The 235-nt window shown below is 43.4% G+C and carries 1 pseudogene; it reads right to left on the bottom strand.

The annotated features are described in order from the left end of the window. Positions 1 to 235, bottom strand: a pseudogene (locus ACEO2X_RS14780) (IS66 family insertion sequence element accessory protein TnpB); the annotation flags it as partial.

The raw sequence follows: 235 nt of genomic DNA, 5'->3' as shown, positions 1-235 counted from the left end.
ATTTTAGCTGAATATCATTATTCGTATGAGGCACGGTGATACACAACGTGATCCTCTCATCAATAGGTTGGCTGATTGCAGCAGTGTAAGGCAAAGCAATAAATGCTGGATTCACATGAGTAGGATCTTGCACGGCACCATCATGATGGCTGAAGATCCTGATCCAACGACTGACAAGGTTGGCATTAATACTATGTTGCAGTGCGACCGAAGCGATCGAGGTATTAGGATTTTT

The organism is Acinetobacter sp. AL9, from assembly GCF_041464035.1.
Lineage (GTDB): Bacteria > Pseudomonadota > Gammaproteobacteria > Pseudomonadales > Moraxellaceae > Acinetobacter > Acinetobacter towneri.
This window is presented reverse-complemented; position numbering and strand designations above follow the sequence as displayed.